Genomic DNA, 16,692 nt, shown 5'->3' with positions numbered 1-16,692 from the left:
AGGAAGGTACAGCCCCATGCTCGCCCTCGTCATCGCTTCCGACAGCGCCACCGGGCTTAGGCTCGCCGATGTCGAGGACCCTCGGCCCTTGGCGAACGAGGCGCTCATCGCGGTCCACGCAACCTCGCTGAACCGGGGTGAGCTGCGCCTCCTCGCCATACGTCCGAATGGCTGGATACCCGGCCAGGACATCGTCGGGGTCGTCGAACGGGCAGCAGCCGATGGCACCGGGCCTGGCGTGGGGACCCGGGTCGCAGCTTTGGTCGACGAGCACGGCTGGGCCCAACGTGTCGCGGTTCCGACCGACCGTCTCGCCGTCCTGCCGGATGGCATCGGCTTCGGTTCCGCCGCCACGCTTCCGGTCGCCGGCACGACGGCGCTGAGGACGTTGCGCCATGGCGGTGACCTCGCCGGCCAGCAGGTTCTGATCACCGGCGCAAGCGGTGCGGTCGGTCGTTTCCAGATCCAGATCGCCCGCGAGCAAGGCGCCTCGGTGACGGCGATAGCCGCCGCCCGGCATGAAGAAGACCTGAGTGGGCTGGGAGCCGGGCGGGTCGTCGACTCGATCGCGCGGGCCGAGGGGCCGTTCTCGCTGATCACCGAGTCGGTCGGCGGCACAAGCCTTGCGCACGCGATCGAACGCGTCGCGCCTGGCGGCACGATCGTCATGTTCGGTTCAAGCAGCGGCGAACTGACGCCCGTCGGATTTCGCCAGTTCGTTCCAGGCCATGAAGGGGCGAGGCTTCAGACCTTCGCCTACTATACGTCCGGTCCAGCCATCGGCACCGACATCGCCACGCTGCTCGCTTTGGTCGCGGCTGGCCGGTTGGAAACCCGCGTCGCCTTGACTGTGCCGTGGACAGACATCGGCCAGGCGCTGGACGCCCTGCGGCAGCGCAGCTTCAGCGGCAAGGCAGTCCTCACCATGACCGGATGAGCAGTCCTGAGTCAGCCGCTCAGACGTGCTGACCGCCATTGATATGGATCTCCGAGCCGGTGACATAGGACGCCTGCCCGGAGCACAGGAAGAAGATGATATCGGCCACCTCCGCCGTGGCGCCGAGGCGCCTGAGCGGGATCGTCTCGACGATCTTGTCGGTGCCCGGCGACAGGATAGCGGTGTCGATCTCGCCCGGCGCGATGGCGTTGACGCGGATGCCGTGCGGGCCGAAATCATGCGCCATCTCGCGCGTCAGCGAACCAAGTGCCGCCTTCGATGTCGCATAGGCCGTGCCGGCGAACGGATGCACGCGGGTGCCCGCGATCGAGGTGACGTTGACGATCGAGCCCTTCGCCTGCGCCAGCTCCTTGAACAGGCCCCTGGCCAGCATGATCGGGGCGAAGAAATTGACCTGGAACACGTCACGCCAGACATGCATCGGCGTGTCGATCGAGTTCATCCGGCTGCCGTCCTTCAGCTTCGGCGAAATGCCGGCATTGTTGACCAGCGCGTTGAGCTGGCCGCCATGCGCCTCAAGACGGTGGCGGATTTCCGAGACGGCGATGCCGACATCCTCCTGGTCTGCGAGATCGACCTTGATGTGGTCCTCCGGCCCCGCAGGCCACGGACAGTCCTCGGCGAATGCCTGGCGCGAGCAGGTGATCACCCGCCAGCCTTCGCGCGAGAAGCGCTTGACCGTGGCATGGCCGATGCCCCGGCTGGCACCGGTCAGCACGATGGTTTTTCTGGTGTCGGTCTCGGCCATATCGCGGTCTCCGGCCGGACATGTAGCCGAAGGCGCAAGCCATGGCGAGAGGCGATGTTGCCGCTCAACCGCCGGTGAGGATGTCGAGGATCGAGGTCTGCCGCTTTTTCGTCGGGCCGCCGACATTGCCAGGCGGCACCGGATGGCCGACCGAGGCTGTCGTCCCGCCATCGCCCGGCATGTCGAACCCGTCGGCATCGACCGTCTCGGCCGGCCGGGACGGTCGCGCCTGGCGTGCGGGCGCCTGGGCGGACTGGGATTGACCGACCGCCGCCTGCGGCACCGGCGCCGGCTGGCCGGCATCGGCCGAGGGTATCTCGTCGGGCACGACTGTGTCGGACGGCGTCGACTTCCAGGTGCCCGGCAGCGGCCGCACCGGCACGCCTTCATGCGCCGCGACCATGAATTCGTGCCAGGCCTGCGCCGGCAGCGCGCCGCCGGTGACCTTCTTCATCGCGCTGCCGTCGTCATTGCCGAACCACACGCCGGTGGTCAGGTTGGCGGTGTAGCCGACGAACCAGGCGTCGCGCGAATTCTGGCTGGTGCCGGTCTTGCCGGCTGACGGCCAGGCGAAGGCCGCCTTCTTGGCGGTGCCGATCTCGACCGTGCCGGTCATCATCGAGTTCATCATGCCGACGATCTCTTGCTTGACGACACGCGGCGCGCTGCCGCCATTGTTGTCGTAGAGCACCTTGCCATCGGTCGTCGTCACGCGGCGGATGAAATGGATGTCCGGCTTGAAGCCGCCATTGGCGAACGGCACATAGGCCGAGGTCAGCTCCAGCGGCGTCACTTCCGACGTGCCGAGCGCGATCGAGGTGTTCGACTGCAGGTCGGACTGGATGCCCATGCGGTGCGCCGCTTCCACCACCGCGTCCGGCCCGACCTCCATGGTGAGCTGGGCGGCGACCGAGTTAAGCGATTTCGCCAGCGCCGTCGCCAGCGTCACCTTGCCGTAGTACTTGCCGCCGTAATTGTCGGGCGTCCATTTGCCGATCTTGATCGGCGCGTCGTTGCGCACGCTGTCCGGCGTGCGGCCGGCCTCGAGCGCTGCCATGTAGACAAAGGGCTTGAAGGCCGAGCCCGGCTGGCGGCGCGCTTCCGAGGCGCGGTCGAACTGGCTGGTCGAATAGTCGTAGCCGCCGACCATGGCGCGCACGGCGCCGGAATCGTCGATCGACACCAGCGCGCCCTGCGTCACGTTGAGCTTCTTGCCGCTCTCGTCGATCAGTCGCCGGATCGACTGTTCGGCAAGCTTCTGCAAGGTGAGATCGACCGTGGTGTCGACGACGATATCGCCGCGCACGTCGCCGATCAGGTCGGGCAGTTCGCCCATGACGGTGTCGGCGACATAGTTTTCCGAACCGGTCCAGTAGGACGGCGCGCGCGTCGCCGGCGCGCTCATCGCGCTCGTCAGTTCCTTGGCGCCGATCTTGCCGGAGTCGCGCATGGCGGCGAGCACCAGTTGCGCGCGCTCCTCGGCCGCCTTCGGGTCGCGCGCCGGCGACAGCCGCGACGGCGCCTTGAGCAGGCCGGCCAGGAGCGCTGCTTCGGAGAGCGTCACGTCACGCGCGCTCTTGCCGAAATAGCGCCGCGAAGCCGCTTCGACGCCATAGGCGCCGGAGCCGAAATAGACCCGGTTGAGGTACATCTCGAGGATCTGGTCCTTGGTATGCTTGTGCTCCAGCCACAGCGCCAGGAGCACTTCCTGCACCTTGCGCTCCAGCGTGCGGTCGGGCGTCAGGAACAGATTCTTCGCCAGTTGCTGCGTCAGCGTCGAGCCGCCCTGCGAGAAGTGCCCGCCAAGCACATTGGTGACCATGGCGCGTGTCAGCCCGATCGGATCGATGCCGAAATGCGAATAGAAGCGACGGTCCTCGATGGCGACGACGGCCTCGGGGATGTAGGGCGACATCTCATGCAGGCCGACGGCCTCGCCGCCGCTCATGCCGCGATTGGCGATCAGCTGTCCGTCGACCGAGACGATCTTGATGTTGGGCGCGCGGTCGGGGATCGACCAGGTGGTCGCTGCCGGCATCTTGGCACCGTAATAGACGACGATGCCAGCCACCGCGATGCCGCCCCAGATGGCCAGCACGAAGCACCAGTAGGCCAGCCGGGCGAGAATGCCGAACAGGCCGCGCCGGCTGCGATCACGCCCGCGACGCGACGACTTCCTGGCCGGCTTGCGTCTGGCGGCGGATTTGCGACTGCCCGGCACGACGCGATCCTCCTCGCTCACCGAAAACCCGGCCGGGGATTTCGCCTGGGGCGGCCCGTCGAAGCTCGGTTCGATGCGACTGTCTCTGCGGTTCGCCATGCGCTTCGCTTAATGTCCCGGTGCTGATGGCGCTCGGGTGCAGACTAGATGCGGCGATTTAAGGGCGCGTTAAAGCAGGGTTTATGCACCCTTTTGAAATTCCTTACGATTTTCTAAATCCGCTACCGACTTCTTGTGCCAGAGATCAACTCGTCAAGATGAGCGGATTGCATGTTGCTCAGCCCGGCGAGTACGAACCGCGCACCGTCTCGCGCCAGCTTCTTGGGATCTCGATCAGGCCGTTCGTCCGCGTACTGGATGTGTGCGATCGTCACGTTTGCGATCAGGATGCGTATGAGCACCGGATCCGTGGCAACGAACTCGCCAGCCTCTATGCCCTGGCGGACAAGTTTCTCCAACGCGAGGTAGAGGGATTCGAGCTTGGCGGCCCAGTGCGCCAATTCCGGCGCACGCAATATATCGCTGCTGTAGAGTTCGGATAGCGAGAGCGGCAGGCTCAATAGCGTCTCGAGATCCCAGACCAGGTAGTCATGAAGCCTCGCTGCCGCCGATCCAGATGCGTTCGCTGTCCTTTCCGCGACGACCACCGCATTGTCGAGGCTGAGAGAAAACAGCGCCTCGAGTATCGCCTGCTTGTTTGCGAAATGGTGAAACAGCGATGGCTGCCTGATGCCTACCGCAGCCGCGATCTGTCGTGTCGAGGTGGCCTGATATCCGTGGCGGCGGAAGAGCGCGCTGGCTTCCATGAGGATTCGTCGCCGGGTGTCGTTTGGCGCGAACTGATCCCAGTTTTGATCACTTGCTCCGATAGTCCGGTCTGCCTTGCTCGCCATTCCTCGTTCCCGGCCGATCGACGCCCCAATGCAGGATATCGGATCGGCTGTAGTGACCCGTTACGTCGAGATCGTGTTTGAACGCTATGGTCTGCGCAAGGTCAAGGTCACAGATGACGGGCGCGTCGCCGAAGACCGGACCGACCAGGTATTCGCCGTCGGGCCCGATGACCCCCGATCCTCCGGGAAACGAAACGTCTCCCCCCGTCCCCTTTTCATAGGCCGCCCACAGGTCCGGCGGCACGGCCTCCACAGGAAGATACGTCGCGGCGCTTGCGACGAAGCAGCGCCCCTCGAAAGCGTAGTGCCGGGAAGCAAGCTGGTGCGCCGACGGCATGTCCGGCCAAAGGGCAACATGAATCTGCTCGTCCTCGGCGTGCAGGGCCTGCCGGATGATGGGATGGAAATGCTCCCAGCATACCATCGCGCCGACCCGCCCGGCCGCCGTTTCGTTCACACGCAGGCCGTCCGCATCGCCCGGCGTCCAGACCAGGCGTTCGGTGTGGGTTGGAGTAAGCTTGCGGTGAACGGACACGATCGATCCATCCGCGTCGATCGTAAGCGCGCTGTTGTAAAGCAGCGCGGCGCTCGGCCGAGCGCGCTCATTGAGGCCGATCACCACGCACACCCCATTGTCACGCGCGGCGTCGCAGAGGGCCTGCACGTGAGGGCCGGGAACGGTGGCGCTTGCGGCCACCAGCTTCTGGAACCAGTGCCGCGCCTCCGGATCGTTCCAGCCGGCTAACCCGAAAACCCAGGCTGGATAGCCGCCGAGCCAGGTCTCGGGAAACACAACGAGATCGGCGCCTTGTGCCGCTGCGGCCTCGATCTCCGCTTTCGCAGTGGCGATGCCCGCGTCGAGATCGAGAAGGTGCGGGGGCTTCTGGCTGATGTAAATGCGCGTCATGTCTCTTCTACCACCCCGTCAGCACGCGGACCGTGACCCAGACCCAGGCAAGAGCGAAAGTCGACAAGGCGGCGAAGTCGCCGACGCCTGCAACCTTGTATCGCTGCGGAAAATCCGGCCACCAGCCCATCGCACCCGTCGAGATGACGGTATAGAAGCCGGTGATCAGCAACACCAAAGACGCATAAGGGTCGACGACGCCTGTCGCCTCCGCGGCGAGGAAGATGCCGCCGAGCACCAAAGCGTCGACGTGGCCTTGCCGCAGCCGCGCGAAGTTTCTGATGTATGCCCAGCCTGCCGGGCGCTCGAGCGACAGATACATGAGGATGCCGGAGCAGCCCCCCATCGACAGCAGCAGCAGGCCGCCTTTGCCCAGAATGCTCATTTCTATTCCGCACCCAGGTTCTTGCGACGCCACGCGCCGATGTAGATGACAGCCAGCGCGGCAACGACCGCGAAGACCCAGATCGCCGCCCAAACCTGCCAAACCGGAGCATTTGGCGGCGCCAGTTCGACGCGCGGCCATGCTATGTTGATGGTCTCGAACAGCAGCCAGACCAAGGCGGCGACGTTGACCGGCGTGCCGAGACGCAACGAGCCCTCGGGGCGCCACTTGCCGCTGAGGCGGGCGTAGAGCGCCGCCGCCACGACCAGCAGGAACGTTATATAGAGGCCTGCGGTGCCGAAGCTGATCATCGTTCCGACAGCCCCTTCGTTGAAGCCGAGAAGCAGGCAGGCCGAGGCGATGAGCGTCATGGTCGTCATGGCGACCAGCGGAACCTTTCTGCCTTCGCTGACCGAAGCCAACTTGCGGGAGAACGGAAGCACGCCATCCCGGGCGAGACTGAAGATGACGCGGCCAAGATAGGCTTGCATGGAAATGCAGCAGGCGAAAAAGGTGATCGCCACCACCGCCAGAAACGGCATTCGCGACCAATCACCCAGCGAGGCGACCACCGTCGCCGTGACCGGATCCATTTCAGAGCCCGAGATCACCGCCTGGAGGTCACCGGTCGCCAGGATGACGGCAACGGCGACCAAAACCACTGCGATGCCAACGACCGCCGTGGCGGCAAGGATGGCACGCGGAACGTTCGCGCCCGCGCCGGTGGTCTCTTCGGCGACCGACGCGCTCGCATCGAAGCCGACGAAGGCCCAACCGCAGACGGCGAGCGTGGCAAGCGCTGCTCCGAGCGAGGTCGGAGCCCCCATCGAACTGAAGAGGACGGTGGCATCGTGGGTTCGGAAGAACACCAGCAGCATCGAGCCGATGAGCATCGAAGCGATTATCTCGGCTGCGATGCCGAAGTTTACCGCCACGCGAACGACCTGGACGCCGCCGGCATTGACCAGCAGGGAAGCGAGCAGAACGCAGAACGAAAGCAGCATGTGCCCGCCCGGCGAGGGCTGAAGACCGAGCAGCTGCGCGAACCACGGCGCCGCAAGGAACGCCACGGTGGCGAGCGCCGCCGACACGGCAACGAGGTATATGAGGCCTGTGAAGATGCCCGCGTCCGGCCCGATCAGCCGGCGCACCCACTGATAGGGCCCTCCTGCAATCGGGAACTCGGATGCGAGTTCCGAATAGACCACTGCCACCAGCACCTGGCCGACCAGGGACAGTACCAGCAGCCACACCCACACCGGCCCGGACAGGTTCATCCCGAGCCCGAAGATCGCATAGAGACCGACCACCGGTGCGACGGTGGCAACGCCGATAGAAAATGTCGAAAAGACGCCGAGTCCGCGCCGGAGCTGCTGTCGATAACCCAGCTCCTGCAACCGTGAAGCGTCCGAGCTCACTCGATCCAAAATCCCCTCCCTATCAATCGATAGTCTACCTATCATATGATAGGCTTGGATTGTTTTGTCAATCGGCTCACGACTCGCGAGGTCGCGATGCTTGCTTGCAGCAGCTCTTCTCAAGTCCGGTGAGGTACAGGGGCGCTTTCGCGGCTGGCCATCGACGCACTACGCCCAATGGATCCGGAGGACCTGTTGCGGCGGCCTTGATCTTAGGGGCGGGTCAAGTGGGATAAATTTGAAAACGATTGATAATCAAATAGTTGCTGAGGGTCCGGCTTGGCGCTCGTCGCGGGCCGCGGTTGCCCATGCTTTCCGGCGCCGCGTCCTGTTATCCGCCGCGCGTTGGCGGCGCGTTGCACGTTCAAACCGGCGAACGACGCCCTGCCCCGGCTGGGCAAACCGGCCGGAGCAGGAGCACGCCGCTAGCCCCTAAAGCCTGAACCAGATCCAGACGCGCCGGCGATGGCAGCGTCTGCGCAGCCGGCCATGCCGCCAGTAGGTGCGGCAGTAACGTCTCCAGGCACGCCGCCTTCTCCGCCGATGCCACCGATGCCAATGGCGATGCGAGACGGTCTGCACCTCCGCTTCGCTGCCATCGTCCTCCCAGGCCTGCTTGTCCTGCGCCTCGAGCTCATCGAGGATACCGCTTCTGGCGTCCGGAATGCCGGCCACGGCGCTGATGGGCCGAACCGCGCTGACAATTGCGGCCGCCCCCGCCACGCCCAGCATTCCCGTCAAGAATAATCGGCGATCCATGAAAACCTCCCAATCTGCCAATCAGTGAACCGAGGTCCACAAAAGGGAAGTAGCGCGGCGGTTGCAAAAGCCCAGGGGGTTCGCGCTGCGCCCAGAGAAGCGCCGCGACAGCCGAGGGGGTGACAATGGAAATGGGGACCGGGGCCGCCTCGCCGGAAACCCGAGAGGCGGCCCGACGAAAGCCGATGCGGCCGGTCAATCCGTCGGCGCCGGCTGCGCCGATCCGATCAATTCTGCTGGATCGAAATGCCCTTGTCGTCGATCTTGAGCTCGACGCCCTTCGGCCGCGTTTGCTCGCGGTAGACATAGACGCCGAGCGCGATGACCACGACCAGCAGCGCGCCGATGATCAGATAGAGTGTGTTCTGCTTCATGGCGCGCCCCTGGTGCCCACGCCAGGCATCAAGCCCGCTTCACCAGCTTGAGCAGCACCAGCAGGATCACCGCGCCGATGGTGGCGTGGATGATCGCGGCAAGCACGCCGCCGCCTACGGCGAACCCCAGCCTCGGGAACAGCCAGCCGGCGATCAGGGCGCCGACGATGCCGACGACGATGTTGCCGATCAGACCGAAGCCGAAGCCCTTGACGATGAGGCCGGCGAGCCAGCCGGCGATGGCGCCGATGATGATGAAGACGAGAAGGCTTTCGATACCCATTGAGCTTTCCTCTGAGCAGGAGGGCGACAGCGGAGCGCAAGTCCCCGAATCGGCCTCGATATCAACGGGTTCAGGCTAAGCCAAAGCAATCCCGGCCGCCAGCGACCGACCTCAAGCCCTTTCTTTGAGCAATTGCGGACGGAAAACCGCCTCACACTTTTCCTGGAATTGCTTTAGTCGTCATCGTCGCTTGCGGCAGGCCGCCAGCTGCTCGGCTCGACCTTCTTCTGCGTGGTGCTGTCGATATAGGTCCACCAGCCGCCGTCGCGATACTGCGCGACCGACTCGTTGATCACCCCATTGCCGTCCTTCCAGTAGACGGTGACCTTCGAGCCGTCGGTCGGCGCGGTTGATATCGGCTGTCTCTCCGCCATGTCGTCCTCCCACGGCCGTCAGCTATGGGCGAAGATATCCTCCTCGCCCCAGCCCATCAGGTCGAGTTTGGCACGCGTCGGCAGGAAGCGGAAGCAGGCGTCGGCCTCCTTCGTGCGGCCTTCGCGCGCCAGCCTGCCGGCCAGCACCTCGCGCAGCCGGTGCAGATAGAGCACGTCGGAGGCGGCATATTCGAGCTGCTCCGGCGACAGGGTCTCGGCTGCCCAGTCCGACGATTGCTGCACCTTCGACAGGGTCACCCCGAGAAGCTCGCCGCAAATGTCCTTCAGCCCGTGCCGGTCGGTATAGGTGCGGGTCAAGCGCGAGGCGATCTTGGTGCAGAACACCGGTTCCGCCATGACGCCGAAGGCGTTGTAGAGCACGGCGATGTCGAAGCGGCCGTAATGGAACAGTTTGGTGACGCTGCGGTTCCTGAGCAGGCTGACCAGGTTCGGCGCCTTCTTCTGGCCGGGCGCGATCTGGATCACGTCGGCGCTGCCGTCGCCGGGCGAGATCTGCACCACGCACAGCCTGTCGCGGTGCGGGTTGAGGCCAAGCGTCTCGGTGTCGATCGCCACCGCCCCGACATTGTAATGGGACAGGTCGGGCAAGTCGTTCTTGTGGAAGCGGATGTCGCTCATCATTGTCTCCGGATCGCGGCCTGGGCTGTTGGTTCGTCCTCGCTTCGATCCATCCAAAAATCAACAGAAAGTTGTCCTTCGCGCCGCCTCAGCGTGTCAGCGCGTCGAGAATGCGGGCCCAGGACCGCTGCCCCTTGTGGAAGGAGGTGAGCTCGTATTTCTCGTTGGGCGAGTGGATCCGGTCGTCGTCGAGGCCGAAACCGACCAGCAGGGATTCGATGCCGAGATAGGTCTGGAAATCGCCGACCACAGGGATCGAGCCGCCGCTGCCCGTGGTCACCGCCGGCTTCGGCCATTCATCCGACAGCGCCTCCTTGGCCTTGGCCAGGAATGGCGAGTCATAGGAAAGCTGGATCGCCGGCGAGCCGCCATGCGGGTGGAATTCGACCGAGCAATCGGCCGGAATGCGCTCCCTGACGAAAGCCTGGAACGCGGCGCGGATCTTCTCGGGGTCCTGCTTGTGGACGAGGCGGAACGACACCTTGGCCGAGGCCTCAGCCGCGATCACCGTCTTGAAGCCCTTGCCGGTATAGCCGCCGATGATGCCGTTGAACTCCGCCGTCGGCCGCGCCCAGGTCAGTTCGAGCACCGAACGTCCCTTTTCGCCCGACGGGATCGACAGGCCGATCGGCTCGAGGAAGCTCTCGGCGGTCTCGCCGAGCGTTTCCCACGACTTCAGCACCTGCGACGGCGTCTCCTCGACACCGTCATAGAAGCCCGGGATGGTGATGCGCCCGTCCTTGTCGTGGATATCGGCCAGGATCCCGGCCAGGATGCGGATCGGATTGGCGGCAGCCCCGCCATAGAGCCCCGAATGCAGGTCGCGATCGGCCGCCTTCACGGTGACCTCTTCGCCGACCATGCCGCGCAGCGACACGCAGATGGAGGGCGTCTCGCGATCCCACATGCCGGTGTCGCAGACCAATGCGAAATCGGTCTTGAGCTCGGCGGCGTTGGCCGCCAGGAACGGCTTCAGCGACGGCGAGCCGGACTCCTCCTCGCCCTCGAACAGGATGGTGATGCGGCAAGGCAGGCCGCCATGCACCTGCTTCCAGGCGCGGCAGGCCTCGACGAAGGTCATCAGCTGGCCCTTGTCGTCGGCCGAGCCGCGGCCGGTGATTACCTTGCGGCCGGGCTCGATCTCCTTGATCGCCGGCGCGAACGGATCGCTTTCCCACAAGTCGATCGGATCGACCGGCTGCACGTCGTAATGGCCGTAGAACAGCACATGCGGCGCGCCCGCCGGCCCGTCGTGATGCGCCACCACCATCGGATGGCCGGGCGTGTCGCGCACGCTGGCGTCGAAGCCGATCAGCTTCAGCTCGGCCACCAGCCACGCCGCCGCCTTGCGGCAGTCGCCGGCATAGGCCGGATCGGTGGAGATCGACTTGATGCCGAGCAGCCCGAACAGCCGTTCCAGGCTCTGGTCGAGATTCTGGTCGAGACGATCGAGGACGGGGGAGATTCTGGACATTTTCTGGCCTTTCGATTTTGCGCCGACCCTAAAGGGGCGAGCCGAAAACGAAAAGCCGGGAACGTTGGACCAAGCGCGTTTGGCTGCGGAAAAACATCCAGACCGGTATGTCGGACCTCAAGGCGAAAAAAAGCCGCCGTGGTGGAGGGGGAACCACGGCGGCCTTACTCGAAACGTTGCGGCAGCCCGGAGAGGGGGGATAGGCTGCCGCAGTTGTCCGGGATAGGCGGGGGACGGGCCTTGCTCCGGACTTCGGCGAAAACTGCCGATGACCCATATTTGGGTCTGTGAACGTGGCGATTCAAGGGCACCAGTATTACACTTTTGTAACATGCCCGTGAGTGGCCGGATCATTCGGCGGCAGCCTCTGTCAGGGTGTTGCCGGAACCGGTGGTTTTCAGCCGCCTTTGGCATGGACCGCGCCGTCTGGCCGCGCTATCCCTGCCGGCATGAAAAAAGGCGATCATCTCTTCCTCGTCGACGGCTCCGGCTACATTTTCCGCGCCTATCACGCGCTGCCGCCGCTCAATCGCAAATCCGACGGCTTGCCCACCAATGCCGTGCTCGGCTTCTGCAACATGGTGTGGAAGCTGATGCAGGATGCCCGCAACACCGATGTCGGCGTGGTGCCGACGCATTTCGCCGTCATCTTCGACTATTCCTCGAAGACCTTCCGCAACGATCTCTACCCCGAATACAAGGCCAACCGCTCGGCGCCGCCAGAGGACCTGATCCCGCAGTTCGGCCTGATCCGCCAGGCGACCACGGCTTTCAATCTTCCCTGCATCGAGATGGAGGGCTTCGAGGCCGACGACCTCATCGCCACTTATTGCCGGCTTGCCTGCGAGGCTGGCGGCGATACCACCATCATCTCCTCCGACAAGGATCTGATGCAGCTGGTCGGTCCCACGGTCGGCATGTACGACCCGATGAAGGACCGCCAGATCGGCATCCCCGAAGTGATCGAGAAATGGGGCGTGCCGCCGGAGAAGATGATCGACCTGCAGGCGCTCACCGGCGACTCGGTCGACAATGTGCCGGGCGTGCCCGGCATCGGGCCGAAGACGGCGGCGCAGCTTCTGGAGCAGTTCGGCGACCTCGACGCGCTGCTGGCGCGCGCCGCCGAGATCAAGCAGGAGAAGCGGCGGGAATCGATCATCGCCAATGCCGACAAGGCGCGCATCTCGCGCCAGCTGGTGACGCTGAAGAACGACGTTCCGGTCGCCGAGGGGCTCGGCGACTTCGAGCTGCATGCGCCGGATGGGCCGAAGCTGATCGGCTTCCTCAAGACCATGGAATTCACCACGCTGACCCGCCGCGTCGCCGAAGCGACCGGAACCGAAATCGGCGACGTCCAGGCCGCCGCCGTCACCATCGAGCGCGCCGATACCGCGCACGGACCCGATGTCGGAGCCGGCGCGCCGCCGGCAGCACGGGCCACGCCCGCCGGCAACGACGCCGACAAGCCAGCGCCGGCCATCCGGGGAGAAGACGCGCCGCCGCAGGGCGACACCCCTTCCCTGCTCTCGGCGCTTCGCCTGGAACAGGCGGCGGCGCGCAAGATCGACACGTCGGCCTATGTCGCCATTCGCGATGCGGCGGCGCTGACGGCCTGGATCGCCGAGGCACGGGAAGCCGGTGTCCTCGCCTTCGACACCGAGGCCAGCTCGCCCGACCCGATGCAGGCCGAGTTGATCGGCCTGTCCATGGCGGTGGCGCCCGGCCGCGCCGCTTATCTGCCGCTCGTCCACAAGAGCGGCACCGGCGACTTGCTGGGCGGCGGCATGCTGGAGAACCAGATCCCCGTCCGCGAGGCGTTGGCGCTGCTGAAGCCTCTCTTGCAGGACAGGTCCGTTCTCAAGATCGTGCAGGACCTGAAATACGACATCGTCGTGATGAGCCGCCACGGCATCGAGATCGGCCCATTCGACGACACGATGCTGATCTCCTATGTGCTTGATGCCGGCACGTCCGGCGGCCACGACCTGGCCGGCCTCTCGGAAAAATGGCTGGGCCATGCCCCGGCCTCCAAGAAGGAGCTTGCCGGATCGGGGAAAAGCGCCGTCGGCTTCGATCAGGTCGATATCGAGCGCGCGACCGCCTACGCCGCCGGGCAGGCCGATATCACGCTGAGGCTCTGGCAGGTGCTGAAGCCCAGGCTTGCCGCCAAGGGCCTGGTTTCCGTCTACGAGCGGCTGGAGCGGCCGCTGGTGCCGGTGCTGGCCCGGATGGAGCAGCGCGGCATCTCCGTCGACCGCCAGATCCTCTCCAGGCTGTCGGGAGAGCTGGCGCAGGGTGCGGCCCGCGTCGAGGAGGAGATCTACGGCATCGTCGGCGAGCGCATCAACATCGGCTCGCCCAAGCAGCTCGGCGACATTTTGTTCGGCAAGATGGGCCTGCCGGGCGGCTCGAAGACCAAGACCGGGCAATGGTCGACCTCGGCGCAGCTCCTGGAGGACCTTGCGGCCGAAGGCCATGAATTGCCGCGCAAGATCCTCGACTGGCGCCAGCTGACGAAACTGAAATCGACCTATACCGACGCGCTGCCTGGCTTCATCCATCCCGACACAAAACGCGTCCACACCTCCTATGCGCTGGCCGCGACGACAACGGGACGTCTCTCGTCCTCCGACCCCAATCTGCAGAACATCCCGGTGCGCACCGCCGAGGGGCGCAAGATCAGGACTGCCTTCATCGCCGAAAAGGGCCACAAGCTGGTCTCGGCCGACTACAGCCAGATCGAATTGCGGGTGCTCGCCCACGTAGCCGAGATCCCGCAACTCAAGCAGGCTTTCGCCGATGGCGCCGACATCCACGCCATCACCGCATCCGAGATGTTCAACGTGCCGGTCGAAGGCATGCCTTCCGAAGTGCGCCGCCGCGCCAAGGCGATCAATTTCGGCATCATCTATGGCATCTCGGCCTTCGGCCTCGCCAACCAGCTGTCGATCCCGCGCGAGGAGGCCGGCGCCTACATCAAGAAATATTTCGAGCGCTTCCCGGGCATCCGCGACTATATCGAGGCGACCAAGGCCTACGCCCGCGAGCACGGCTTTGTCGAAACCATATTCGGCCGCCGTATCCACTATCCGGAGATACGCTCGTCCAACCCGTCGATCCGCGCCTTCAACGAGCGCGCCTCGATCAACGCCAGGCTGCAGGGCACGGCAGCCGATATCATCCGCCGCGCCATGGTGCATATGGAGGAGGCGCTGGAGAAGGCCGGCCTGTCGGCCCGCATGCTGTTGCAGGTGCATGACGAGTTGATCTTCGAGACCGTGGAGTCCGAGGTCGAGGCGACGCTTCCCGTCGTGCGCCGGGTGATGGAGAACGCGCCGATGCCGGCGGTGTCGATGTCGGTGCCGCTGCATGTCGATGCGCGGGCCGCCAACAACTGGGACGAGGCGCATTGATGTGAACGCGTTGCTGCCGCCCTCGACAGCCACCGTCCTCTCCTTTTCGCTCGCATGCCTGCTGATCGAACTCACGCCGGGTCCGAACATGACCTATCTGGCGCTGATTTCCGCCAGCCAGGGACGCCGCGCCGGCTTTGCCACGGTGGCGGGTATCGCCTTGGGACTGGCGGCCGTCGGCGCAGTCGCGGCCTTCGGCGTCGCCGAACTGATCCAGGCATCGCGGCCGCTCTACGAGGGACTTCGCTGGGCCGGGGTGCTGTTCCTTCTCTACCTCGCCTGGGAAGGCTGGACCGCGGGAACGGACGTCGTATCGAGCGCCGGCGGCGCGCACGGCAAGCATTTCATGCGCGGGCTCGTCACCAATCTCCTTAACCCCAAGGCGGCGGTCTTTTACGTCGCGGTGCTGCCGACCTTCGTCGACGCCTCACGGCCGGTCCTTTCCCAGACAGTCCTGCTCACCGCGGTCTACGTGGCGATCGCGACTGCTGTTCACGGCGTCATTGTCGCGCTGGCGGGGGCGCTGGAACCGTTCCTCAACGATCCCCGAAGGGAGCGATTTGCCCGACGGCTGCTTTCCGCCCTGCTGGCGCTGGTCGCGTTCTGGTTCGCCTGGTCGACCGCGCGCTGAAGCGATTCCAGGAAAAGCGCGTAGAGGTCAGGCCGCCTCGGCTAAGCACTTCGCACACGTCCCGCGAAACTCGATCACCGCCTTCTTGGCGGCAAAGCCCGTCGAGCGCACCCATTCGTCCAGCCGGTGGTCGACATCATGGTCGGACATCTCGGTCACCTGGCCGCATGTGTCGCAAATGGCGAAGGCGGTCATCGAATGGCTGTGGTCGTGCGGCTCGGCGCAGGCGACGAAGGAGTTGAGGCTCTCCAGCCGGTGCACGAAACCCGACTTCACCAGCGTGTCGAGCGCCCGATAGACCTGCAGCGGCGCGCGAAAGCCGCGTTCGCGCAGCTGGTCGAGCAACATATAGGCGCTGAGCGGTCCGCTGGCGGCCTCGAGCTTTTCGAGCACGCACAACTGGTTCTTCGTCAGCACATCCCTTGCCGCCATGGTCCTGCTTCCAGTCTGCTTGCGCCGTCCGCGCGCCATTTGCGCATGCAAGTGGCCTGAATTCCACTGAGATAGCGACGAACCGCCTCTTTTGCCACTGTTTCCGTCGCCATCGACGGCACCGCTTCGGTGATTGGTCATCGCCATCGCGCAACCAGCCTTCAAAATACTGACAAAATCATCGACGAGGGTTACCACTGCTTGCGAATTCGATCGGGCTTGGGGGGCATCCATGATCAGATTGACACGCCGGACGCTGCTTGTCGGCGCCTCCGCGCTGACGGCTGCGGGGACGTTGTCGTTCCGTGCGCTTGCCGCCCAGCGCTCCTATCACGCGCTGCTGGTCGCTTGCACCGACTATCCGAACCTGCCGAAGAAGAACTGGCTGATCGGGCCGAAGAACGATGCCGGCCTGGTGCGCGACTACCTGCTGAGGAACACCCCGGCCCCGGTGAAGTTCGCGCCCGAGAACGTCACCCTGCTTGCCAAGGATGTCGACGGCGCAGCCGGCCTGCCGACGCACGCGGCGATCAAGGCGGCGCTGGCCAACCTCGCCGCTAGGGTCAAGCGCGACGACTTCGTCTATCTGCATCTGTCCGGCCATGGCGCCCAGCAGCCCGAGGCGACCAAGGGCGACGAGACCGACGGCCTCGACGAGATCTTCCTTCCCGTCGACATCGAGAAATGGGTCAACCGCGAGGCCGGCGTGCCCAACGCGCTCGTCGACAATGAGGTCGGCGCCGCGCTCGACACCATCCGCGACAAGGGCGCCTTCGTCTGGGT

Annotated in this window: 17 protein-coding genes; 4 read left to right on the top strand and 13 right to left on the bottom strand. The window is 65.1% G+C overall.

The window, feature by feature from the left end; genetic code table 11:
* The first annotated feature begins 16 nt into the window (after positions 1–16).
* A complete protein-coding gene (locus EN738_RS03000) occupies positions 17–937 on the top strand; it encodes a zinc-binding dehydrogenase (RefSeq protein WP_127282384.1) in 921 nt (306 codons plus the stop codon).
* Between the two features lie 19 nt (positions 938–956).
* On the opposite strand, the gene EN738_RS02995 is transcribed toward EN738_RS03000, so the two are convergent.
* The 12 genes from EN738_RS02995 to EN738_RS02940 form a co-directional block, all read right to left on the bottom strand.
* Positions 957–1,706: an SDR family oxidoreductase gene (locus EN738_RS02995; RefSeq protein WP_126058269.1), complete on the bottom strand. Its 750-nt coding sequence runs from the start codon at positions 1,704–1,706 to the stop codon at positions 957–959.
* A 64-nt stretch (positions 1,707–1,770) separates the two neighbouring features.
* The gene (locus tag EN738_RS02990) at positions 1,771–4,026 is read right to left on the bottom strand and encodes a transglycosylase domain-containing protein (protein ID WP_127282383.1); all 2,256 of its coding nucleotides are present in this window, start codon (positions 4,024–4,026) and stop codon (positions 1,771–1,773) included.
* A gap of 122 nt (positions 4,027–4,148) precedes the next feature.
* Positions 4,149–4,820 (bottom strand): TetR/AcrR family transcriptional regulator, encoded by a 672-nt coding sequence (locus EN738_RS02985; protein ID WP_127282382.1) that lies wholly within the window; start codon positions 4,818–4,820, stop codon positions 4,149–4,151.
* Positions 4,783–5,727: a carbon-nitrogen hydrolase family protein gene (locus EN738_RS02980; protein ID WP_127282381.1), complete on the bottom strand. Its 945-nt coding sequence runs from the start codon at positions 5,725–5,727 to the stop codon at positions 4,783–4,785. Before EN738_RS02980 ends, EN738_RS02985 begins: the two co-directional genes overlap by 38 nt.
* A 7-nt stretch (positions 5,728–5,734) precedes the next feature.
* The gene (locus EN738_RS02975; protein WP_127282380.1) at positions 5,735–6,112 is read right to left on the bottom strand and encodes a hypothetical protein; all 378 of its coding nucleotides are present in this window, start codon (positions 6,110–6,112) and stop codon (positions 5,735–5,737) included.
* Positions 6,113–6,114: 2 nt separating this feature from the next.
* Positions 6,115–7,653 carry an APC family permease gene (locus EN738_RS02970; RefSeq protein ID WP_210214059.1) on the bottom strand — a complete coding sequence of 513 codons (1,539 nt, stop codon included), beginning with the start codon at positions 7,651–7,653 and terminating at the stop codon, positions 6,115–6,117.
* Between the two features lie 309 nt (positions 7,654–7,962).
* Positions 7,963–8,262 (bottom strand): protamine-2 (modular protein), encoded by a 300-nt coding sequence (locus EN738_RS02965; protein WP_245494330.1) that lies wholly within the window; start codon positions 8,260–8,262, stop codon positions 7,963–7,965.
* A 254-nt stretch (positions 8,263–8,516) separates the two neighbouring features.
* A complete protein-coding gene (locus tag EN738_RS02960; protein ID WP_127282378.1) occupies positions 8,517–8,663 on the bottom strand; it encodes a hypothetical protein in 147 nt (48 codons plus the stop codon).
* Positions 8,664–8,691: 28 nt separating this feature from the next.
* Entirely contained in the window at positions 8,692–8,946 is a 255-nt protein-coding gene (locus EN738_RS02955; RefSeq protein WP_127282377.1) for a GlsB/YeaQ/YmgE family stress response membrane protein, read from the bottom strand.
* A 173-nt stretch (positions 8,947–9,119) separates the two neighbouring features.
* Complete coding sequence (locus EN738_RS02950) at positions 9,120–9,320, bottom strand: hypothetical protein (RefSeq protein WP_127282376.1); 201 nt, start codon at positions 9,318–9,320, stop codon at positions 9,120–9,122.
* Positions 9,321–9,338: 18 nt separating this feature from the next.
* Complete coding sequence (locus EN738_RS02945) at positions 9,339–9,959, bottom strand: ribonuclease D (protein WP_127282375.1); 621 nt, start codon at positions 9,957–9,959, stop codon at positions 9,339–9,341.
* Between the two features lie 88 nt (positions 9,960–10,047).
* Positions 10,048–11,433, bottom strand: coding sequence for a M20/M25/M40 family metallo-hydrolase (locus tag EN738_RS02940; protein WP_127282374.1), 1,386 nt, complete (start codon positions 11,431–11,433; stop codon positions 10,048–10,050).
* 449 nt (positions 11,434–11,882) lie between these two features.
* Between EN738_RS02940 and polA the strand changes: the two genes are divergently transcribed.
* Together polA and EN738_RS02930 are read left to right on the top strand one after the other, a co-directional pair.
* Positions 11,883–14,846: a DNA polymerase I gene (gene polA, locus EN738_RS02935; protein ID WP_189605729.1), complete on the top strand. Its 2,964-nt coding sequence runs from the start codon at positions 11,883–11,885 to the stop codon at positions 14,844–14,846.
* Between the two features lies 1 nt (position 14,847).
* Positions 14,848–15,477, top strand: a complete 630-nt coding sequence (locus EN738_RS02930; RefSeq protein WP_245494321.1) for a LysE family translocator — start codon at positions 14,848–14,850, stop codon at positions 15,475–15,477.
* A 27-nt stretch (positions 15,478–15,504) separates the two neighbouring features.
* On the opposite strand, the gene EN738_RS02925 is transcribed toward EN738_RS02930, so the two are convergent.
* Positions 15,505–15,909, bottom strand: coding sequence for a Fur family transcriptional regulator (locus EN738_RS02925; protein WP_127282372.1), 405 nt, complete (start codon positions 15,907–15,909; stop codon positions 15,505–15,507).
* 232 nt (positions 15,910–16,141) lie between these two features.
* Here EN738_RS02925 and EN738_RS02920 point away from each other — a divergent pair.
* Positions 16,142–16,692 (top strand): caspase family protein (locus EN738_RS02920; RefSeq protein ID WP_145966823.1); only part of this gene is annotated, 551 nt, incomplete at its 3' end.

The sequence above is a fragment of the Mesorhizobium sp. M4B.F.Ca.ET.017.02.2.1 genome (assembly GCF_003998955.1).
Taxonomy (GTDB): Bacteria; Pseudomonadota; Alphaproteobacteria; order Rhizobiales; family Rhizobiaceae; genus Mesorhizobium; species Mesorhizobium abyssinicae.
This window is presented reverse-complemented; position numbering and strand designations above follow the sequence as displayed.

Bases quoted from the DNA above. Each gene is read 5' to 3' on its own strand.
- EN738_RS03000 (WP_127282384.1), top strand. From the start codon at position 17: ATGCTCGCCCTCGTCATCGCTTCCGACAGCGCCACCGGGCTTAGGCTC.
- EN738_RS02945 (WP_127282375.1), bottom strand. From the start codon at position 9,959: ATGAGCGACATCCGCTTCCACAAGAACGACTTGCCCGACCTGTCCCAT.
- EN738_RS02985 (WP_127282382.1), bottom strand. From the start codon at position 4,820: ATGGCGAGCAAGGCAGACCGGACTATCGGAGCAAGTGATCAAAACTGG.
- EN738_RS02955 (WP_127282377.1), bottom strand. From the start codon at position 8,946: ATGGGTATCGAAAGCCTTCTCGTCTTCATCATCATCGGCGCCATCGCC.
- polA (WP_189605729.1), top strand. From the start codon at position 11,883: ATGAAAAAAGGCGATCATCTCTTCCTCGTCGACGGCTCCGGCTACATT.
- EN738_RS02940 (WP_127282374.1), bottom strand. From the start codon at position 11,433: ATGTCCAGAATCTCCCCCGTCCTCGATCGTCTCGACCAGAATCTCGAC.
- EN738_RS02965 (WP_245494330.1), bottom strand. From the start codon at position 8,262: ATGCTGGGCGTGGCGGGGGCGGCCGCAATTGTCAGCGCGGTTCGGCCC.
- EN738_RS02975 (WP_127282380.1), bottom strand. From the start codon at position 6,112: ATGAGCATTCTGGGCAAAGGCGGCCTGCTGCTGCTGTCGATGGGGGGC.
- EN738_RS02925 (WP_127282372.1), bottom strand. From the start codon at position 15,909: ATGGCGGCAAGGGATGTGCTGACGAAGAACCAGTTGTGCGTGCTCGAA.
- EN738_RS02980 (WP_127282381.1), bottom strand. From the start codon at position 5,727: ATGACGCGCATTTACATCAGCCAGAAGCCCCCGCACCTTCTCGATCTC.
- EN738_RS02950 (WP_127282376.1), bottom strand. From the start codon at position 9,320: ATGGCGGAGAGACAGCCGATATCAACCGCGCCGACCGACGGCTCGAAG.
- EN738_RS02960 (WP_127282378.1), bottom strand. From the start codon at position 8,663: ATGAAGCAGAACACACTCTATCTGATCATCGGCGCGCTGCTGGTCGTG.
- EN738_RS02990 (WP_127282383.1), bottom strand. From the start codon at position 4,026: ATGGCGAACCGCAGAGACAGTCGCATCGAACCGAGCTTCGACGGGCCG.
- EN738_RS02995 (WP_126058269.1), bottom strand. From the start codon at position 1,706: ATGGCCGAGACCGACACCAGAAAAACCATCGTGCTGACCGGTGCCAGC.